At 41.0% G+C, this 18114-nt stretch carries 17 protein-coding genes; 13 read left to right on the top strand and 4 right to left on the bottom strand.

Annotation, left to right across the window (positions count from 1 at the left end; genetic code table 11):
- Positions 1-21: 21 nt before the first annotated feature.
- The 5 genes from dapA (at position 22) to O1D97_RS00815 (ending at position 4743) form a co-directional block, all read left to right on the top strand.
- On the top strand, positions 22-903 hold the full coding sequence (dapA, locus tag O1D97_RS00795; protein WP_269121930.1) for a 4-hydroxy-tetrahydrodipicolinate synthase: 882 nt from the start codon (positions 22-24) through the stop codon (positions 901-903).
- Positions 900-1970 (top strand): hypothetical protein, encoded by a 1071-nt coding sequence (locus tag O1D97_RS00800; protein WP_269121932.1) that lies wholly within the window; start codon positions 900-902, stop codon positions 1968-1970. Before dapA ends, O1D97_RS00800 begins: the two co-directional genes overlap by 4 nt.
- Before the next feature lie 24 nt (positions 1971-1994).
- Positions 1995-2711, top strand: a complete 717-nt coding sequence (purC, locus tag O1D97_RS00805) for a phosphoribosylaminoimidazolesuccinocarboxamide synthase (protein WP_269121934.1) — start codon at positions 1995-1997, stop codon at positions 2709-2711.
- Positions 2712-2813: 102 nt separating this feature from the next.
- Complete coding sequence (locus O1D97_RS00810; RefSeq protein ID WP_269121936.1) at positions 2814-4058, top strand: lipoprotein-releasing ABC transporter permease subunit; 1245 nt, start codon at positions 2814-2816, stop codon at positions 4056-4058.
- Positions 4051-4743 (top strand): ABC transporter ATP-binding protein, encoded by a 693-nt coding sequence (locus O1D97_RS00815; protein WP_269121938.1) that lies wholly within the window; start codon positions 4051-4053, stop codon positions 4741-4743. The genes O1D97_RS00810 and O1D97_RS00815 overlap by 8 nt, the downstream gene beginning before the upstream one ends.
- A gap of 78 nt (positions 4744-4821) precedes the next feature.
- Here the strand turns inward: O1D97_RS00815 and O1D97_RS00820 are convergent, their stop codons facing one another.
- A complete protein-coding gene (locus tag O1D97_RS00820) occupies positions 4822-5349 on the bottom strand; it encodes a DUF2062 domain-containing protein (protein ID WP_269121940.1) in 528 nt (175 codons plus the stop codon).
- Between the two features lie 42 nt (positions 5350-5391).
- Here O1D97_RS00820 and O1D97_RS00825 point away from each other — a divergent pair, with 42 nt between their 5' ends.
- From O1D97_RS00825 to murB, 7 genes are read left to right on the top strand one after another with little or no spacing between them, the layout of a single operon-like run.
- On the top strand, positions 5392-7089 hold the full coding sequence (locus O1D97_RS00825; protein ID WP_269121942.1) for a ComEC/Rec2 family competence protein: 1698 nt from the start codon (positions 5392-5394) through the stop codon (positions 7087-7089).
- Positions 7090-7114: 25 nt separating this feature from the next.
- Entirely contained in the window at positions 7115-7744 is a 630-nt protein-coding gene (locus O1D97_RS00830) for a MotA/TolQ/ExbB proton channel family protein (protein WP_269121944.1), read from the top strand.
- Positions 7741-8163, top strand: coding sequence for an ExbD/TolR family protein (locus O1D97_RS00835; RefSeq protein WP_269121946.1), 423 nt, complete (start codon positions 7741-7743; stop codon positions 8161-8163). The genes O1D97_RS00830 and O1D97_RS00835 overlap by 4 nt, the downstream gene beginning before the upstream one ends.
- Positions 8160-9206, top strand: a complete 1047-nt coding sequence (gene lpxK / locus O1D97_RS00840) for a tetraacyldisaccharide 4'-kinase (protein WP_269121948.1) — start codon at positions 8160-8162, stop codon at positions 9204-9206. Before O1D97_RS00835 ends, lpxK begins: the two co-directional genes overlap by 4 nt.
- Positions 9203-9400, top strand: a complete 198-nt coding sequence (locus tag O1D97_RS00845) for a Trm112 family protein (protein ID WP_269121950.1) — start codon at positions 9203-9205, stop codon at positions 9398-9400. Before lpxK ends, O1D97_RS00845 begins: the two co-directional genes overlap by 4 nt.
- Positions 9397-9873 (top strand): low molecular weight protein-tyrosine-phosphatase, encoded by a 477-nt coding sequence (locus tag O1D97_RS00850; RefSeq protein WP_269121952.1) that lies wholly within the window; start codon positions 9397-9399, stop codon positions 9871-9873. The genes O1D97_RS00845 and O1D97_RS00850 overlap by 4 nt, the downstream gene beginning before the upstream one ends.
- A 7-nt stretch (positions 9874-9880) precedes the next feature.
- Positions 9881-10894, top strand: coding sequence for a UDP-N-acetylmuramate dehydrogenase (gene murB / locus O1D97_RS00855; RefSeq protein WP_269121954.1), 1014 nt, complete (start codon positions 9881-9883; stop codon positions 10892-10894).
- Between the two features lie 21 nt (positions 10895-10915).
- On the opposite strand, the gene O1D97_RS00860 is transcribed toward murB, so the two are convergent.
- Together O1D97_RS00860 and rne are read right to left on the bottom strand one after the other, a co-directional pair.
- The gene (locus tag O1D97_RS00860; RefSeq protein WP_269121956.1) at positions 10916-12637 is read right to left on the bottom strand and encodes a SulP family inorganic anion transporter; all 1722 of its coding nucleotides are present in this window, start codon (positions 12635-12637) and stop codon (positions 10916-10918) included.
- A gap of 151 nt (positions 12638-12788) precedes the next feature.
- Positions 12789-16052: a ribonuclease E gene (gene rne / locus O1D97_RS00865; protein ID WP_428981076.1), complete on the bottom strand. Its 3264-nt coding sequence runs from the start codon at positions 16050-16052 to the stop codon at positions 12789-12791.
- A gap of 482 nt (positions 16053-16534) precedes the next feature.
- Between rne and rluC the strand changes: the two genes are divergently transcribed.
- The gene (gene rluC / locus O1D97_RS00870; protein WP_269121960.1) at positions 16535-17509 is read left to right on the top strand and encodes a 23S rRNA pseudouridine(955/2504/2580) synthase RluC; all 975 of its coding nucleotides are present in this window, start codon (positions 16535-16537) and stop codon (positions 17507-17509) included.
- A 124-nt stretch (positions 17510-17633) separates the two neighbouring features.
- Here the strand turns inward: rluC and O1D97_RS00875 are convergent, their stop codons facing one another.
- The gene (locus O1D97_RS00875; RefSeq protein WP_269121962.1) at positions 17634-18050 is read right to left on the bottom strand and encodes a MaoC family dehydratase; all 417 of its coding nucleotides are present in this window, start codon (positions 18048-18050) and stop codon (positions 17634-17636) included.
- Positions 18051-18114: the final 64 nt, after the last annotated feature.

Below are 18114 nucleotides of genomic sequence, written 5' to 3' on the forward strand. Positions count from 1 at the left end.
ATTTTTTCTTGGAGACTCTGAATGATTATCGGTAGCTTAGTTGCGTTGATTACCCCAATGCTGGATGACGGCGCAGTTGATAAAAGCAAACTTGACGACCTGGTTGAGTTTCATATTGCGCAAGGTACACATGGTATCGTTGCTGTTGGGACTACGGGTGAGTCAGCGACCCTAGATTATGAAGAGCATGCAGACGTGATTCGTCAAGTCGTGCAAAAAGTAAATGGACGAGTCCCCGTTATTGCTGGTACTGGTGCAAACTCTACTCATGAAGCAATTGATCTTACTAAAAGAGCAAAAGAAGCCGGAGCAGATGCCTGTCTTTTGGTGACGCCTTATTACAATAAGCCTACTCAAAATGGACTGTATTTACATTTCAAGGCCATTGCTGAAGCGGTTGATATACCTCAAATACTTTATAACGTGCCAGGACGAACAGCTTGTGATATGGCTAATGAAACGGTTGTGCGTTTGTCATCCATAAAAAATATTATTGGCTTGAAAGACGCTACTGGTGATGTTGAAAGAGGTCGATCCTTGATTCGTCAACTGCCTGACGATTTTGCTGTTTATTCAGGAGATGATGCAACGGCTGTGGATCTTATGCTCGCTGGTGCAAAGGGAAATATTTCAGTTACGGCTAATGTTGCGCCTGATAAGGTTTCTCAAGCAGCGGATTATGCATTAGCACATAATGCTGAAATGGCGCATAAAACGGATGCTAGTATTGGCTCTTTGCATGCCAATCTGTTTTTAGAGTCAAACCCTATTCCTGTTAAATGGGCTGTACATAAAATGGGATTATGCGGAGCAGGTATACGTTTACCACTAACGCCTCTTTCTGATGAGTATAGAGCTCAACTAGAAGAGTCAATGTTAATATCTGGGATATCTATAAAATGATTAAGCAATGTGCTCTTGGTGCAGCGTTATGTATATTGATAACGGGCTGTAGTACTCTGACAGACCATAGGGAAGACTACAAAACAGTAAAAACTAATTCAGATACTTTGCAGTACCCTGAGGGCATTAAAGCGCCTATAGATAGATTATACATACCTAATGAAGGTCGCATTGCTCATTTAGACGATATAAAGGTTCCGCAGATTCCTGCACCACCTACAATCTACCATGCATTGACTCCAGTACATATCTCTTCCACTGGAGACCATTTTCAGTTGATCGTTCCTGCAAGTGTGAAGGTCACAGAGAATCTACTGACGAATTTCCTAACAGGCATGTACGGAGATGGGGATCCTATTCGATCAAATATAGAAGGGAGCATAGAAACTCAAGTATTTACTTCCAGTAGCGAAAGTAGATTGGCGTCGATATGGCGTGCGATAACTCGCCTACCTTCTAAAGGCATTGCGTTGCAATATAAATTAGCAGAGCAATTGGGTGGCACCAAAATTGAGATACGATATCGTAATGAATCATCCGATGGTGTTGTATCGGAATGGGCTAGTCCAGAAAAGAGCCAGTTTGCAGAAACATCAGTAGTTCGTCTCTGGGGTGTGCTAGGTAAGCAGTTAAGCGATAATGCGGTCTTTTTATCTAGCCAGTCGTCTGTTAATACAACGCCGTTATGGGTCGACCATCGAGGCCATTTTGTATTGAGGCTGAATGATAATAATGATCAATCAATTGACTCAATATTATCAATGGGTGGTTTATATTTATTGTCTACTGCACCAAATACATTGTCGTTAAAACCGGAAGCGGAATTACCAAAAATAGGTGATATCGTGGATTTCAAAATACCATTTATAACTCAAGATGAGTCAAAGCCAAGCTCGATAAAAAGCCGCAGACGTAATCTAGATGATGTGGAATGGGATGAAAAAATTTATAACTTTAAAATTGATGCTAATACGTTAGGCAAATTTTTGGTTATTGACTTTAGCGATGTCGATTACCCAGAATTACGTTCGTATCAAGTAATGTCGCGTTTTATAAACCCCTCATAATAGAATTAACTCGGAGCCCCAACAATGGAAAAAAGACAAGAGCTGTATGCAGGTAAAGCAAAGTCTGTATTTCGTACAGATGATCCTGATAAAATGGTTCTCGTATTTCGAGATGACACGTCAGCATTTGATGGCAAAAGAATAGAACAGCTTAGCCGTAAAGGTATGGTAAATAATAAGTTTAATGCTTTTATTATGACTAAACTGCAAGAAGCGGGTATCCCAACGCATTTTGAAAAATGTTTAAGTGACACTGAATCCTTGGTTAAAAGTCTTGATATGATGCCTATTGAGTGCGTGGTACGTAATGTGGCTGCAGGTAGTCTATGTCGTCGTCTAGGGGTGACAGAAGGCCAAGAGCTTAGCCCGCCAACATTTGAATTATTTTTGAAAAATGATGCGCTGGGCGATCCAATGATAAATGAATCTCATGTTGAATCTTTTGGATGGGCAAAAGCGGATCATTTAGCAAAGGCGAAAGAGCTTACTTATAAAGTAAATACGGTATTAAAAGAGTTGTTCGCGAATGGGGGCATGATACTTGTTGATTATAAGTTAGAGTTTGGTTTGTTTCATGGTGAAGTTGTATTGGGTGATGAGTTTTCTCCTGATGGCTGTCGATTATGGGATAGTAAAACCCGAGAAAAATTGGATAAAGATCGCTTTCGACAAGGTTTAGGTAATGTTATCGAATCTTATGAAGAAATTGGTCGTCGTATTGGCATTGATTTTTCGGCGTGATTTAGCGCTCTTATCTAGCAGAGTATAGCTCATACTAATATTAAGAGCTGAGTGACGGGAGGCTGCTTAAGTCTCCCGTTTGTATTTATAAAAGGGATTGAGTTGATTAATTTATTACCGCTAAAAATTGGCTTGCGCTATGCAAGAGCAAAGCGAACGAACCACTTTATTTCATTTATTAGCTTTTCCTCTATTACAGGATTAACCCTAGGTGTTGCTGTTCTGATTACTGTTCTATCAGTAATGAATGGCTTTGATCGAGAGTTAAGGCAGCGTATTTTAGGAATGGTTCCACATGCTACTCTTTGGGGGATGCCAGCATTAGACGATTGGCAGGCTGTTTCCGATATTGTATTGCAGCAACCTAATGTCACAGCAGTCGCACCACATACACAAGCACAAGTTATGTTTCAGTCAAAGGCTGGGGTGCATGGGGCATTAATGAACGGTATAGATCCTAAATTTGAGGAAAAAGTTTCTATAATTTCTCAAAATATGACGCAAGGAAGTTTGTCCGATTTAGATGATGTGTCATTTGGTATTATTTTAGGTGAGCAGTTAGCTCGAATACTGAGAGTGAAAGTAGGGGATAAGGTAACTGCACTGCTACCGGAAGCGAATGTTTCCATTGCTGGCGTTACACCAACATTAAAGCGCTTTACGCTAGTGGGTATTTTTAAGGTAGGGGCTGAAATTGATAGCAGCTTTGCTTATATTCATGTGAGAGATGCAGCGAAACTAAAACGTTTACAGCCAGGACAAGTCGAGGGGATTAGAATTTCTTTCGATAATTTATTCATTGCGCCTACACGAATATGGGACATAGCAAGGGCTGTGCCGGGTCAAAATAGAGTCAGTGATTGGACTCGTACTCACGGAAATTTATTTCAAGCGATACAAATGGAAAAAACCATGATTGGTTTGTTGTTGCTTTTAATTGTAGCTGTGGCTGCGTTTAACATAGTATCGACCTTAGTGATGGTAGTGACAGATAAACAAACAGACATTGCTATTTTAAGAACCATGGGACTGACTTCGGGCCAAGTTATGTGGGTGTTTGTGGTTCAGGGCGTCTTTATTGGCTCGTTAGGGACGGTTTTGGGTGTTATTTTAGGTGTGGCCGCCGCCCTCAATGTTAGTGCCATCATTGGTTGGATAGAGAGTATTTTGGATATGCAGTTTTTAAATGCAGATGTTTATTTTATAAGTTATTTGCCTTCTGAATTACAATGGGATGATGTGCGTTTGATTGTGGTTGCAGCCTTTATCATGACTGTCTGTGCGACGCTTTATCCTGCGTGGAGAGCGTCAAAAATTGAACCTGCTGAGGCACTTAGATATGAATGATGCAAACTCAGTGGTAATGGAATGCTGTGATTTATCTAAGTCTTACTCTGATGGAAAGCATACGGTTGACGTATTAAAATCAATAAACCTCTCTTTGATGTTAGGAGAAACGGCCGCGATTGTTGGGGCTTCAGGCTCAGGTAAAACAACGCTTCTTAACCTCTTGGCGGGATTAGATTTAGCGTCATCAGGTAGTGTTAGTTTGGCTGGTAAGGACTGGTCGAGCCTTAATGATCGACATCGATCTAAACAGAGAAATAAAGAATTAGGCTTTGTGTATCAGTTGCATCATTTATTACCTGAATTTTCTGCTTTAGAGAATGTCATGATGCCAATGCTAATTGCGGGCAAGAAAAAATCCGATGCCAAAGAAAAAGCTTCTAATTTATTATCGCAAGTTGGTTTGGTTGAGCGTTTATCTCACAGGCCGGCTCAATTATCAGGAGGAGAAAGGCAAAGGGTGGCTGTCGCTCGATCCCTTATCAATAATCCGTCTTGTGTTTTAATGGATGAGCCGACAGGTAATTTGGATGAAAATACAGCGTTGGAAATTCAAAACTTGATCAAAACGTTGCAGTCAACCCAGAATATGGCTTTTTTAATTGTAACTCATGACGAAAAAATGCTGTCGTGGGTGGATTCTGCCTATAGGCTTTCTCTTGGGGAGCTGGAAAAGATTAAATAGTAGAATCTATTTATTGATGGTTTGTGTTAGGTAGTGGCAAATTTAAAGACAAGAGTGAAGAAAATAAAGGGAAAAGGATTAAGCCCCTTTATTTTTTTCTTTCCTGATACGCCTTAATTTCCAGCGTTTTACAACATGTAGTTTCCAAATAACCATAGTAGCAATATAAGCCAATAATCCTATAGCTAACCCTGTTGTGATGGAACCAACATAGAGAGGGAGCCAAATATGCTCCATCTTGTCCCATATCCATTCAACGGAGAGTTGAAAGTGTTTGTTAGTGTGGGTACCTACGAACAGCGAACCCACTAGGTAATTACCGTAAAAGACAAATGGCATGGTAATGGGGTTGGTTATCCATACTAAGGCTACAGAAAGAGGAACGTTGGCTCTAAATGGAACCGCGCATAATACGGCTGCCAGCATTTGAAAAGGCATGGGAATGCAGGCCCAGAAAATACCTACAAAAAAGGCTTTCGCAACAGAGCGACGGCTTAGGTGCCATAAGTCTTGATCATAAATCTGAGAGCCTAATATAGCCAAGGTTTTATTCGACTTTAATCTTTCAGGATTGGGGATGAATTTTTTGAAATATCGCTTAGGCATGCCAAAAATGTAATTGAGTCGTACTTACAATATGGAGGTTGTATGCTACAACATTTGTTTCTATGGATGGGGACAGATATTGTCCCCGACGATTTTAAGTGCCTTTATTCTACTTACATCTTGCTGTTGTGTCTCTATTTAATCCGTCAAACAGTTAGGATAGAAAATGAAGAACATTTAGCTTATTTAATAAGTGGATATTTTTTGCTCACTTTAATGTATCAATTTATTGAACCGCTTTTGCGTATTGTGACTTATATATATGACAACTTAATTATTTATGAGATGAATTTTAAAGAGATTAAGTCTGCCGTTGACAGTCGATTTAATCAATATCCGAGTTGGCGATTTAGTCGAGCGTTGCTCTTTGGGGAGAAAGGGCTGATGGATCAGTCTGATAAGTGGGTTGTTCAAGTGTTAGGTGTTGGGCACTTATTTGTTGTTTCTGGTCTTCATGTTGGTTTTTTATACGCAATTTTGAAAGTGCTAATACGTTTCTTATGGTGTGCTCTACCTTCACAATGGCTTTTGTTGGGAGTATCTAAGAAAGTCTTGGAGGTATTTATTAGTATTGTCTTAGTAGTAACTTACGGCAGTTTTGTAGGATGGGGCCCTGCTGTCGGAAGAGCAAGCGTCATGCTGTTGTTGTTCAACTTTATGGGGGCTTTTCATCGATCTTTAACGGGCACGTATTTGATTGCATTGGCTTTTGTGATTGTTTTGCTCATTCATCCCGATAACGTCAATTCAGCTGGTTTTTGGTTGTCATTCTGTTTGGTGTTTTTGATTGTCAATATGACGAGATTACCCCTTGGGTTGGTGTTTAAAGCTATCTGCACTCAGGCTGTTTTGAGTGTAGGCTCTCTTGTTATTATCGTTGGTTGGCAGGATTATGTGTCTATTTACACTATGATAGTAAATCTAGTGGTTATTCCTTTCACGGCGTTCTTTTGGTTCCCTGTCGGATTTTTTGCTGTTCTTGAGGCATTTGTAACAAATTCGAGTTGGCTTATGGGCGTTATTGACTCAGCTGTCTTAACTTTATTTAATATCATGCAATTTGTTGCGTTTAATTTGTATCTTATTCCTATGAATGAGGCGCTTCCATTAGCGCTTGTTATCATGGCTCTAATTGGGTTGGTGTTATCTATTATCTGGTTCCGCTGGAGTGTATTTTTTTCTGTTTTGCTTATGGGGAGTGTGTTTTTATTTGTTAGCCATAAGGTGCCGAAGAGTGTAATTATGCAGTGTTGGTTACCCAATCGACTGTGTCCTAATCAATACATTATTATTGAGAATATTAATAATAAATTGCTACTCTTTTTCTATCAGAAACGGTTATCGGAACAAGAACTTACTTACAGAGTATCATTGCATCTTGATGCGAATTGGTTTTCTAGTATGAGAGAGATATTCGAACATCAGAAAGAGGTACTGTTATTGGATAAAAACTGGAAACTGCTGTTATGGCCAAGTGTTAATAGTAAGTTAACTGTAAAAATGATATTTGAAATGCTACCGGACATCGTTATTTTGAGTACAATGCCTGATGACGTCCTGACGACTAGGTTGGACGCGCTTAAAGTGGCATGGGCTGTCGTTAAGGACGGTGAAGCTATTGTTATTGAAGAAGATCTTAATTCAATTGAGGTGAATTTATCACGGTGTCATTTTTTGTGGTTAAGTCGGTCTGAAGCCTTATGTGAACGTATTGAAATGATTAATAGTATGGTAAATTAGTAACAAATTTTGGAAGGAGCTAAGGGTGCTAGATTTTATTAAGTCCGGTGGTTTTTTTGTGTGGCCGCTATTACTTTGTTCAATTGTTGCTATGGCAATTATTCTTGAGCGCTTTTGGGCGTTAAGACGTAACAAGGTTGCCCCTAAAAATTTATTATCTGAAATTTTAGGATTACTTCGTGAAGATAGGTTAACAGTCGAGAAAATACGTAATTTACAAACAGAAGTAGGATTAGGGTCAATTTTTGCGGCTGGGCTTTTAAACTCAAAGCATGGGCGCAATATCATGAAAGAAAGTGTACAAGAAGCCGCAAGTCATGCCATTCATGAGTTAGAAAAATTTATGAATACACTGGGAACGATTGCCGCGATTTCGCCTTTATTAGGCTTGCTTGGAACGGTTGTTGGGATGATTAAAGTCTTTTCTGTGTTGATGGCTGAAGGTGCTGGTAATACTGCACTGCTAGCCGGAGGCATATCTGAAGCGTTGCTAACAACGGCGGCAGGATTAGGCGTAGCGATTCCTGCATTGATATTTCATCGTTTTTTCAGTCGTCGTATTGATGAATTGGTCGTAACAATGGAGCAGCAAGCAACAAAGTTGGTTGAAGTAATACATGGAGATAGGGATGCCAATATGGGGGCTAAGCATTGAAGTTTCGACGTCAAAAAATTGAGGAAGTAAATATTAATTTGACACCCTTGATTGATGTCGTTTTTTTGTTACTTATCTTCTTTATGGTTACGACCACGTTTAAACAAAGTACGGAGTTAACGATTGATCTTCCTACGGCAACAACAAGCGATCCGGTTTCTATCGGTACCGATAAGTTAGAGGTTGTGATTACGTCTGATGGTCAATATGTAATTAACGGATTAACTTTGGTTAATGGTCGTATCGAGACACTCAAGCTTGGCTTGCAAGAAGCGTCTTTAGGTAATAATCAAATGCCTTTAATTATTACGGCTGATGCAAACTCTTCTTATGAAATGGTTATGAGGGTTTATGATGCCGCCTCTCAGCTGGGATTTACTAAGCTTGCTCATACAGCAGAACGAGAAACTATACAGTGAATCTTGATGAGCTCTTTAATAAAGGGTGGTATGAAGGCGGTTCTTGGACGAAATGCTTTTCCCCCTTGATTCCATTTGTACGTGCATTTGTGCAAAAAAAACGTCAATCATTTCTTGAGAATAAAGATACCCTTTACCAACCGTCTGTACCGGTCATTGTGGTTGGAAATTTAACCGTAGGAGGGACGGGGAAATCTCCGATGGTGATAGCATTATGTGATCTGCTTCAATCGAAAGGCTATTCTCCAGGCATTGTGTCTAGAGGGTATGGTTCCAATAACAATTCCATTATGACCGTTGAAACAACATCCACACCTGAAGAGGTTGGTGATGAGCCTTGGATGCTTGCTCAAAGAACTTCTTGTCCTGTTGTTGTTGGCCGAGACCGGGTTTCAGCTGTAAAAAAACTGATTTCTGAGCATTCGGTGGATGTTATTATAAGTGATGATGGATTGCAGCATTACGCCTTGAATCGCCACATTGAGATTGTCATGGTGGATCATGAAAGAGGATTTGGAAATGGCTATCTTTTGCCTGTTGGGCCTTTAAGAGAACCAATAGAAAGGCTGGAAGATGTCCATTTTATTGCTTCTGTTATTCAGGAGGGTCAGGAATTGAGCGTGCCACATTTTATTTCTAGGGATGTGATTCAAAAATTCTCTCAATTTCCTCTAAAAGTTGTCGACTTGGTAAACGTAAAAACAAAGTTGACAGCAGACTTAAGTATTCTTCAAACCGCTGAAAAATGTTCGGTAATGGCCGCCATTGGTAATCCTATGCGATTTTTAAGAACGTTACTGTCTCTAGGGTTGAAAGAGGATTACTCTACTCGATGGTTACCTGATCATCACCCTATCCTAGCTAGTGACATCCCTGAAAGAGGCTTGGTTGTTATGACGGAGAAAGATGCGACAAAATGTTTCGCTCTAGATACTCTTAATGATGATGTTTGGTATCTTAGGGTGAAGCTACAATTAACGGATGATTTTAAATTTAATTTGATAAATTCATTATCAAATTTTGCAAAGGTAGATTTAAAATGAATAAAGCACTACTTGATATTTTGGTTTGTCCAGTGACAAAGGCTCCACTAACCTTAAATTCGGAAGGTACTGAGCTCATAAGTAAAATGGGTGGGGTGGCTTATCCGATTCGTGATGGTATTCCTGTATTATTGGAAACAGAGGCGCGTACCCTGAGCACTGATGAGCGTTTAGATTCAGAAACGAAAAAATGAAGACTATAAAGGTTTTGGCCGTTTGTTTAGGCAATATCTGTCGTTCCCCTGCAGCCCAAGGTATTTTAGAGTATGCGGCAATGGCACGGAAGGGGATTGAGTTAGAAGTCGATTCTGCCGGTACGGCGGCTTATCATATAGGCTCACAGCCGGACTCTCGATCGATTGCTGAGCTTAAAAAAAGATCGATAGACATCAGTAATCAGAGGGCTAGGCAGGTCGCTAGAGAGGACTTTGAGTATTTTGATTGGATTTTGGCTATGGATGAAAGTAACTATCAAAACCTTATCCGTATCTGTCCTGAAAAATGCAAAAGTAAAGTTGTTTTGTTTGGCGCATTACCTGATAGAAAGGTGTTAGGTGCGGTAAAAGATCCTTACTATGATGGAAATGATGCGTTTAAAGTGATGGCGGATCATCTAATTGACTTATCTGATAATTTTCTAGATTTTATCCATGCATCTTCAAAATAAGTGCTCTATGTCCTTGAATATTTCTTATGATCAATCTTTAAAACACTATAATTCTTTTGGCTTTGATTATTCAGCGGAATATTTTTGTATTTTAAATGACCAAGCTGAGTTATTTGAATTGATGGACTTTGTTGAGCGTAATCGATGTCAATTGACTATGATTGGTGCGGGCAGTAATCTTGTTCTTAAAGGGGATGTAAAAGGTCTGGTAGTCGTTAATAATTTAAAAGGTCGGAAGTTAATCGTAGGTGAGAGCCCTGCCGATTTTACTTTTGAGCTGGCGGCAGGCGAGGTTTGGCATGATGCGGTTGAATACAGTGTTCGTCAGGGGTTATACGGTATTGAGAATCTCGCTTTGATTCCTGGGACGGCTGGTGCGGCACCTGTGCAAAATATAGGTGCTTATGGGGTGGAGATTAAAGATGCTTTGCTCGAGGTTGAAGTTTTTGATATTCGTACAAGAGTGTTTTCATGGGTTAGTGCTCTAGATTGCGACTTCTCTTATCGTGAAAGCCGATTTAAGCATGAATGGAAAGATTCTCATATTGTTACTAAGATTCGCCTTAAGTTGTCCACGGTTGTTAATCCGAAATTAAGTTATTTTTCAGACAGTGCTTTTGACTCGTTAGATCCCAGTGCTTTAGAAATTTTTGAAAAAGTATCCACTATTCGTCGTGAAAAGTTGCCTGATCCTAAGCGGCTTGGTAATGCAGGTAGTTTTTTTAAAAACCCTATAGTCACAGATAGGGTCTACCAAGACATTAAAAAGTCTTATCCTAACTTGGTTGCCTACCCCTACGGTGTATCTTGGAAGTTAGCTGCGGGATGGTTGATTGATCAGGCTGGTTGGAAAGGTAAGTGCGTGGATGGTGTTGGCGTCTATGATAAGCAAGCACTGGTACTGGTAAACTATGATAATAAGGTTGCTGATAATTTATTGGCCCTGCAAGACTCAATTGTTACCGATGTTCAGCAAAAGTTTGATGTCGTATTAGAAAGAGAGCCCATCGCTTTAGGATAGGCTCTCATTAACGGGTAAAATTTAGGATTCATCTATTCCTGGAAATTTTTGTTGCTTTTCACTATAAGTTAGTCCTTCAGAACCAATAGAGTGATCTTGGTTTGAATCCGCGAGCGCTCGTTCAAGGGCAATCATTCTTGAGTCTACAAAAGCATTATTAGGCAGCTGTTTATTAACGCCTAACTTTAATAATCTTTCACGGGTTTGTTCGTTAGGGGCAAAGATATAAACTTGGCAGTTTGTTTCTAATGCGTCTTTAATGGCATTTTCAAGAGCGAGACCCACGGTTAAATCCATCATAGGAACATCGCTTAAATCAATTACCATGGCTTTATAGTGGGTGGCTGAGTTGTGATGTCTGGCAATTGCACGGCTTACCCCAAAGATCATCGGGCCTGAAAGGTAAAAATACAGCACTTTTCCTTCGGCTTGGTCGAGTAGTGATCTTTCTTCTTTACTTAAAGGTACATCGTCATCTGCGTCACTGATGGATTTTATGTTACCTTCTTGGATACGACTTAGTTTTTCTATTGTTATCACATTGGCAATAAATACACCTATCCCAACGGCGACCATCAGATCCACAAATACTGTTAATATCATAACGCCATACATGATGATGGTTGGCGACCAAGCTACTTTATGCGCACGCTTTAAAAAACTCCAATCGAGAATGTTAAGCCCCACATAAAGAGCGATACCCGCTAACACCGCCATCGGTATGGGTTGCGTGAGCTCAGCTGCCCACATAACAACAAACAACAATATCATGGCTCTAATAATGCCTGATACGGGGGATTTTGCACCGGATTGGATATTTACAACGGTTCCCATAGTGGCGCCAGCACCTGGTAATCCGCCTAGAAAACCAGATATGAGGTTAGCTATACCTTGTCCTACAAGCTCTTTATTTGAGTCGTGTTCCTTTCTTGTGAGGCTGTCTGCTATGACGGCCGTGAGCAGTGTATCAATGCAACCCAAGGTCCCAAGAACCAAAGCGTCCATGATCATTTCACCCAATAGATCAAATGAAAAGGTTGGCCATTGTATTGACGGTAGACCAGATGGTATTTCGCCAATTCGTCGGATGGATTCAGAGTCAAACAGTATAATTGAAAGTAATGTAATGGAGATTAAGGCGATAAGTTGTGGAGGGACATATTTTTTCCAACTCTTTGGTACGTAAAAAAGTACCCCTAATGTGGCAAGTCCTAAAAATAGTTCAGCAAAATCCATGTTTCGTACAAGGTTTGGAATTGCCATGATAGTGCCAGGTACGCCACCGCTTGGGCTGGTTTGACCGAGGAAGGGGGCGAGCTGTAAAATAATGAGGATGATACCAATGCCTGACATAAACCCGGAGATCACGCTATAAGGCATTAAAGTAATGTATTTGCCCAGTTTAAGTTTGCCGAGTAAAATCTGAAAACAGCCAGCCATCATGACCACTGTGAAGGCCATGGCTAGCCCCTGATCGGGATGCTCTGCCATCATGGTGGTTAGTACTGCGGTCATAACCACTGTCATTGGTCCGGTTGGTTCTGATATTAATGAAGTAGAACCGCCAAAGAAAGAAGCGAAGAGGCCAACAAGAATGGCTCCCCATAAGCCCGCTTCTGCGCCAGCACCGGACGCGGCACCAAAAGCAAGGGCTAAAGGAAGAGAAACGATGGCTGTTGTTGCGCCACCAAATAAGTCGCCTACAAAATTAAATTCTTTAAAGCGAGAGTCAGCAAAAACCATGAAAAATCCTGATTAATTCTTGTCTTTAAGTTTAAGGTTGGTAAATAAAATAGATTATATAGAGAGAATTTTATTTTAATAAGTATGTTAAGTGTATAGTTTATGCAAAAGAGCCCGCATTAAGCGGGCTCTTTTTATTTTAACGTATCAATTATTCTGAAGTTGTTTCTACTCCAGAAGTGCCTGCGTCAACACTCACGCTGTTACTCTCTTCTTTTAATCTAGGGTCGTTTTTCACTCGACCTCTAGAATTGCGTCGAGGTTTACTTTCTGTCAATCGTTGTTCACGTTCGAGCTTGATTTTCTCTTGCTGATCAATGATCGCTTGTGGGAGTTCAACGGGTTCTTTTACCTCACTTTTCGCGACGGGAGCGGGTTTTCCACGACCACGACGAGGTGTGCGTGTTGATCTCGTTGGTTTCGCTGGGGCCTCTTCCTCCGCGGTGACTGTTGATTCTTTGGTGCTTTCAGTTTCCTCTAATTCAACGGAAGAGTGAGTTTGTGCTGGATTTTCATCTGCTTTCACTGGTTCTTCTGAGGGCGTTTCTGATGTGATTGCTTCTATAGGTTCTACCGCTGGGCTCGCAGGTTCAGGATCTACTGTTGCAATCGTTTCAATAACATCTTTAGCGTCCGCTTTTGCTTCAATTTCCGCTTTAGGTGCCGTCTCTATCTCTACTTGAACATCGTCCATTGTAGGAGAAGTGGCAGGGTTAATCTGAGTTTTATCGACAGAGTTTTCTACCTCTTCAGGAGCCGACATTTCTGCTTTCTTAGATTGGCTTGGAGCGTCCTCTATAGAGGTGGTAGCCTGAGTTCCGTTTTCTGGAGTGTCGGCTGATGCTGCGGTATTGCTACCTTCTTCACTCTTTTCACTTATAACAGAGGTTGTCTCGGTCGCGTTAGTGGTTTCCGCTTGAATCTCTATTTTGTTTTGCGGATCAGTAGCGGCTTTTTCACGAGATTTAATTTCTGTTGGTTCAGTAACGGCCGCTTGCAACTCTTCTAAAATGGATGCCTGATTATCGACATCAGCCGTCGTATTGATATTATCTACAACTTGAGAGGCTTCATTAGTAACCGAATCAGAATCTACGCTATCTTCATTGTGTGATTCTTTTTCAGAGCTTGGTGCACCACGTCGAGTACGTCGACTGGTATTGCGTTTTTCTCTTGGAGAGCGACCTTCTGAGTTTTTACTCTCGTTAAGTTTTGCTTCAGCAGCCGCTTCTTCTTTTTGAGTGTCTACTTCAATTTGCTGTTGTTTAACTTCCTCAGCAAGCAAGGCCTCTTCTTTAAGTTTGCCGCTACGACGCTTGTTGTTGTTTCTTTCACGTTTGCGTTCGTTTACTTCTGGTATGACTTTTTTAGGCCTTTCAGAGCGAGCAGGTTTTTTATCGCTAGTAGTCGATTCGCTACGATTTGAGTCATTACGATTGTCGTTTGATGAGCGATCATCTCTGTTGTTTCTAGGGTTTTTATTTCTTTCTTCCGCTTGTTCACGGCGAGTCTGTCGTGTGGAGCGAGCTTTATTTTGTGTTTCTGTTCCAGAATCATCGGTAGACGATGCATTCTGGTGTTTCGCTTTACGTTTAGTGTTACGAGTCGTATTGCGAGGCGGTTTCGTAGTGCGCTCAGTAGTTTGTTTTGGTGGCGCTTTTCTTGGTGTATCAGAGGTCGTTTTTTCTGTTGACTCATCTGAACCGAAAAGGGCTTTAATAATACGGCTTAGCAGCCCTGGTTTTGCTGGCGTATTAGGGGTATTGCTGCTTGCTACTTTTGCTTTTGGAGATTCAATGGTTGGTGCTGGTGCTTTAGGAGCAATGCTCGTCACAACGGCTTTAGGTCTTGTGTCTTCAGTTTGTTGGCGAGGCTCGTAAGGTGGAGTCACCGGGGTCTCTATTAGGTTATAGCTACTGTCATCTTGAACAACCGAAGTGCTGTCATCACGAATTCTCTCAACTTCAAAGTGAGGTGTTTCCATATGAGGGTTTGGAACAAGTATGATATGTACTTGGTTGCGCTTTTCTATCTTAGCAATGTTCGTGCGCTTTTCATTCAATAGGAAAGTCGCCACTGAAACCGGTAGAATCGCACGAATTTGAGCGGTACGTTCTTTTGCACACTCTTCTTCGATTAATCGTAATACAGATAAACCTAGTGATTCAATGTCACGAATAAAGCCTTGGCCATTACAGCGAGGACAAACAATGCCGCTGGTTTCACCTAATGAAGGGCGTAATCGTTGGCGAGACATTTCTAAAAGACCAAAACGAGATATTCGTCCTAATTGAACGCGAGCACGATCGGCTTCTAGAGCGTCTTTCATTCGGTGCTCGACTTCTTTTTGGCTGCGTACTGGTGTCATGTCAATAAAGTCAATGACTACCAAACCACCAATATCTCTTAAACGTAATTGACGTGCAATTTCATCAGCCGCTTCAAGGTTTGTCTGTAATGCTGTTTCTTCAATGTCGCCGCCTTTTGTTGCTCTGGCGGAGTTGATGTCGATAGAAACAAGTGCTTCGGTTGGGTCAATTACAATCGAGCCGCCTGATGGAAGGCGAACTTCTCGTTGGAATGCCGTTTCGATTTGAGTTTCAATTTGAAAGCGATTGAATAGCGGGGTTTGGTCGGTATATAGCTTGATACGAGATTTAAAGTGAGGCATCACCTGCATTACGAAGTTAATCGCATCTTGGTAAACGTTTTTCTCATCGATCAATACTTCGCCTATATCTTCGCGTAGGTAATCACGAATGGCACGAATAACAATATTGCTTTCTTGGTAGATTAAGAATGGCGCTGGTTTTTCAGATGCGGCCTTGGTAATGGATAGCCAAAGCGTGTTTAGATAGTCTAAATCCCATTGGAGCTCTTCAGTAGAGCGGCCGACGCCAGCAGTACGAACAATTAAGCCGCCGTTGTCGGGCATGTTTAAGCCAGACATCGCTTCTTTTAAATTGGTTCTGTCATCGCCATCGATGCGACGAGAGATGCCACCTGCACGAGGGTTGTTCGGCATTAGGACTAGATAACGACCGGCTAAACTAACAAAAGTAGTGAGTGCAGCGCCTTTGTTTCCGCGTTCTTCTTTATCAACCTGAACAATAACTTCCTGACCTTCTGTGAGAACGTCTTTGATATTGATTCGACCATCGGAATGGTTTGGTTTTTTAGAGAAATAGGTTTTCGATATTTCTTTTAGTGGAAGGAATCCGTGACGTTCTGCTCCAAAATCGACGAAAGCAGCTTCAAGGCTTGGTTCAATTCGAGTAATGCGGCCTTTATAAATATTGGCTTTTTTCTGCTCGCGAGAACCAGATTCGATGTCAAGATCGTATAAACGTTGGCCGTCAACTAGGGCGACTCGCAACTCTTCTTGTTGAGTTGCGTTAATTAGCATTCTTATCATTTAAGTGTGAACTCTATATGGCCGAGTCGGTTCACTTTGTTAAGACGAGTTAAATGTCCAAAATATGGATTTGAGTCCTATTCTAGGATTGTATTTCGTTTTCTCTCTAGGGCTATTGAGTGCGCCGTACGTTTCTTATGAAGTTGAAGGAAACGATTTTATGCGATCAACACCTTTTAATAGTAACAAAATGCGAATCCTTGAATGGGTCTCATGAATATTTACAATTTGAGACGTTGCATTTGCACAATCAAGGATGACATTTACCTAATCTTGACAAGGTTTTTTCCGAATCAAGCGGTTTATTATTTAAGCTTATCGTATACAGAGGTAAGATAGGGAACCGGAGTGTCGCTCCAGCGGTGTTCTTTGTATAAATTCTTTTGTTCTTCGAGGCGTTTTGGTGCCTCTTACCCTCTGCGGTATAGAATATAACAGTAAAAACTAAGTGCTTCAATTATAAAGGAAACCATTCTTTGGTTATGTCTAACTCAGAACGAAATAATACCGACTATTCTAAGGTCACATTTGTCACTATTGATGAAAATAATCATGATCAAAGAGTAGACAATTTTTTAATGACTCACCTTAAAGGCGTGCCAAAAGGGCGTATCTATAATCTTTTGCGAAAAGGTGAGGTTCGAGTAAACAAGAAACGAGTCAAGCCTGAAGTGCGCTTACAGTCTGGGGATCTTGTTCGTATTGCGCCTATTCGAATAGAGCCCGCTTCAGAAAAACCTTCCGTGTCTGATCGTTTGAAGAGTGAGGTAGAAGGACGGATAATCTTTGAAGATAAAAAGCTCATGGTCATTAATAAGCCTTCAGGGTTAGCGGTGCATGGTGGCAGTGGATTAAGTTTTGGTTTGGTTGAAGTTATTCGACAAATGAGACCCACAGAGAAATTTATTGAGCTTGTGCACAGATTAGATAGAGATACTTCGGGCTTAATTATGGTGGCCAAGAAACGTTCTGTCTTAAAAGAGCTCCATACCGCGTTAAGGGATAAGGAAGGAATACAGAAAACATATTTGGCGTTGGTTCATGGTAGTTGGTCAAAAAGAAAACTACAGGTAAACGCTCCTTTACTTAAAAATGAGCTGAAATCGGGCGAGCGAGTCGTAAAAGTGCATACAGACGGTAAAGAAAGTCTGACACGATTTAAATTAGTGCGGCAGTTTGAAGGTTTTAGCTTAATTGAATGTGAGCCTGTCACCGGTAGAACGCATCAAATTAGAGTTCATGCTCAATATGCTGGGCATTCTATTGTCGGCGACGAGAAATATTCTACGGATGATGAGCTAAAGTTAGCAAAATCTTTGGGCTTTAAACGTTTATGTTTGCATGCGACCCGGTTGGATTTTAATTTGCAGGAAGAGCGTTTGCTTTTAGAGGCGCCCATTGACGATCAATGGCGTGAACTGATGAATCACTCTCTTGAATCTATTCATGGATCATGAAATCTATTTTCGAAACCTGAGCGTCAGCGTTAGAGCGAGAGTTGAAGAAAGTGCGCCGAGCAGAAATACTTTCGTTGAGAAATATGAACGAAAGTAATCTTGGCTCGGCTTTGATGTATCGATGTTAACTTGGAATCATGATGACGGCTTCACCGTTGACGACGACCTTGTCGTTCACTATGCATTCCGTTTTTAAGGTTAAGCGTTTTCGTCGAGTATTAATGTCTGACACTGTTATGCGAGTAGTAACTGAGTCCCCAATAAATACGGGGGCACGAAATTTAAGGCTTTGCTCTAAGTAAATGCAACCAGGTCCAGGCAGTTTGGTGCCAATCGCAGCAGAAATAAATCCTGCGGTTAACATTCCGTGGGCAATGGTTTTTCCAAAACTGGTAGTGGCAGCATAGTCATCGTCTAAATGAACAGGGTTTGTGTCTCCAGTGACCTGAGCAAACAAATGAACGTCTTCTTTGCTGACGGTATTATTTACTTCAATTGCTTGCTCAATTGAGAAGGTGTTTATATCAAGTTTAGTGGGCATAAAAGTGCTCCGTGTTAAAGTAAGTAAGCTATCTTACCTGTTTTATAATGATTTTATTAAGGGT

The organism is Marinomonas phaeophyticola, assembly GCF_026966905.1.
GTDB classification, from domain to species: domain Bacteria; phylum Pseudomonadota; class Gammaproteobacteria; order Pseudomonadales; family Marinomonadaceae; genus Marinomonas; species Marinomonas phaeophyticola.

Bases quoted from the DNA above. Each gene is read 5' to 3' on its own strand.
- dapA (WP_269121930.1), top strand. From the start codon at position 22: ATGATTATCGGTAGCTTAGTTGCGTTGATTACCCCAATGCTGGATGAC.
- O1D97_RS00800 (WP_269121932.1), top strand. From the start codon at position 900: ATGATTAAGCAATGTGCTCTTGGTGCAGCGTTATGTATATTGATAACG.
- purC (WP_269121934.1), top strand. From the start codon at position 1,995: ATGGAAAAAAGACAAGAGCTGTATGCAGGTAAAGCAAAGTCTGTATTT.
- O1D97_RS00815 (WP_269121938.1), top strand. From the start codon at position 4,051: ATGAATGATGCAAACTCAGTGGTAATGGAATGCTGTGATTTATCTAAG.
- O1D97_RS00820 (WP_269121940.1), bottom strand. From the start codon at position 5,349: ATGCCTAAGCGATATTTCAAAAAATTCATCCCCAATCCTGAAAGATTA.
- O1D97_RS00825 (WP_269121942.1), top strand. From the start codon at position 5,392: ATGCTACAACATTTGTTTCTATGGATGGGGACAGATATTGTCCCCGAC.
- O1D97_RS00845 (WP_269121950.1), top strand. From the start codon at position 9,203: ATGAATAAAGCACTACTTGATATTTTGGTTTGTCCAGTGACAAAGGCT.
- O1D97_RS00850 (WP_269121952.1), top strand. From the start codon at position 9,397: ATGAAGACTATAAAGGTTTTGGCCGTTTGTTTAGGCAATATCTGTCGT.
- murB (WP_269121954.1), top strand. From the start codon at position 9,881: ATGTCCTTGAATATTTCTTATGATCAATCTTTAAAACACTATAATTCT.
- O1D97_RS00860 (WP_269121956.1), bottom strand. From the start codon at position 12,637: ATGGTTTTTGCTGACTCTCGCTTTAAAGAATTTAATTTTGTAGGCGAC.
- rne (WP_428981076.1), bottom strand. From the start codon at position 16,052: ATGATAAGAATGCTAATTAACGCAACTCAACAAGAAGAGTTGCGAGTC.
- rluC (WP_269121960.1), top strand. From the start codon at position 16,535: ATGTCTAACTCAGAACGAAATAATACCGACTATTCTAAGGTCACATTT.
- O1D97_RS00875 (WP_269121962.1), bottom strand. From the start codon at position 18,050: ATGCCCACTAAACTTGATATAAACACCTTCTCAATTGAGCAAGCAATT.